The organism is Staphylococcus argensis (assembly GCF_002902305.1).
Lineage (GTDB): Bacteria > Bacillota > Bacilli > Staphylococcales > Staphylococcaceae > Staphylococcus > Staphylococcus argensis.
This window is the reverse complement of sequence record NZ_PPPX01000001.1, coordinates 1262288-1262613: the sequence shown is the minus strand read 5'-3', so window position 1 is coordinate 1262613 and position 326 is coordinate 1262288. Positions and strand designations below refer to the sequence as shown.

The following is a 326-nucleotide window of genomic DNA, read 5'->3' as shown; positions in this document are numbered from 1 at the left end:
TAGAGCAACTGACTTGTAATCAGTAGGTTGGGGGTTCAAGTCCTCTGGCCGGCATAGACACTGGAGGGGTAGCGAAGTTGGCCAAACGCGGCGGACTGTAAATCCGCTCCTTCGGGTTCGGCAGTTCGAATCTGCCCCCCTCCACCATCAAAAAAATAGGGACATAGTTCAACGGTAGAATAGAGGTCTCCAAAACCTTTGATGTGGGTTCGATTCCTACTGTCCCTGCCATGGCGGTTGTGGCGAAGTGGTTAACGCATCGGATTGTGGTTCCGACATTCGTGGGTTCGATTCCCATCAACCGCCCCATAATCGTTCACAATTAG

3 tRNA genes are annotated in these 326 nt (G+C 51.8%); all 3 read left to right on the top strand.

The features are described 5' to 3' along the window. Positions 1 to 62 precede the first annotated feature (62 nt). The 3 genes from CD039_RS06100 to CD039_RS06090 all read left to right on the top strand — a co-directional run bounded on the left by CD039_RS06100 (position 63) and on the right by CD039_RS06090 (position 309). Positions 63 to 147: transfer RNA gene (locus CD039_RS06100), tRNA-Tyr, on the top strand. 10 nt (positions 148 to 157) lie between these two features. Further along, positions 158 to 231 (top strand) — tRNA-Trp (locus CD039_RS06095). A 2-nt stretch (positions 232 to 233) separates the two neighbouring features. Next, a tRNA-His gene (locus tag CD039_RS06090) sits at positions 234 to 309 on the top strand. Positions 310 to 326 lie beyond the last annotated feature (17 nt).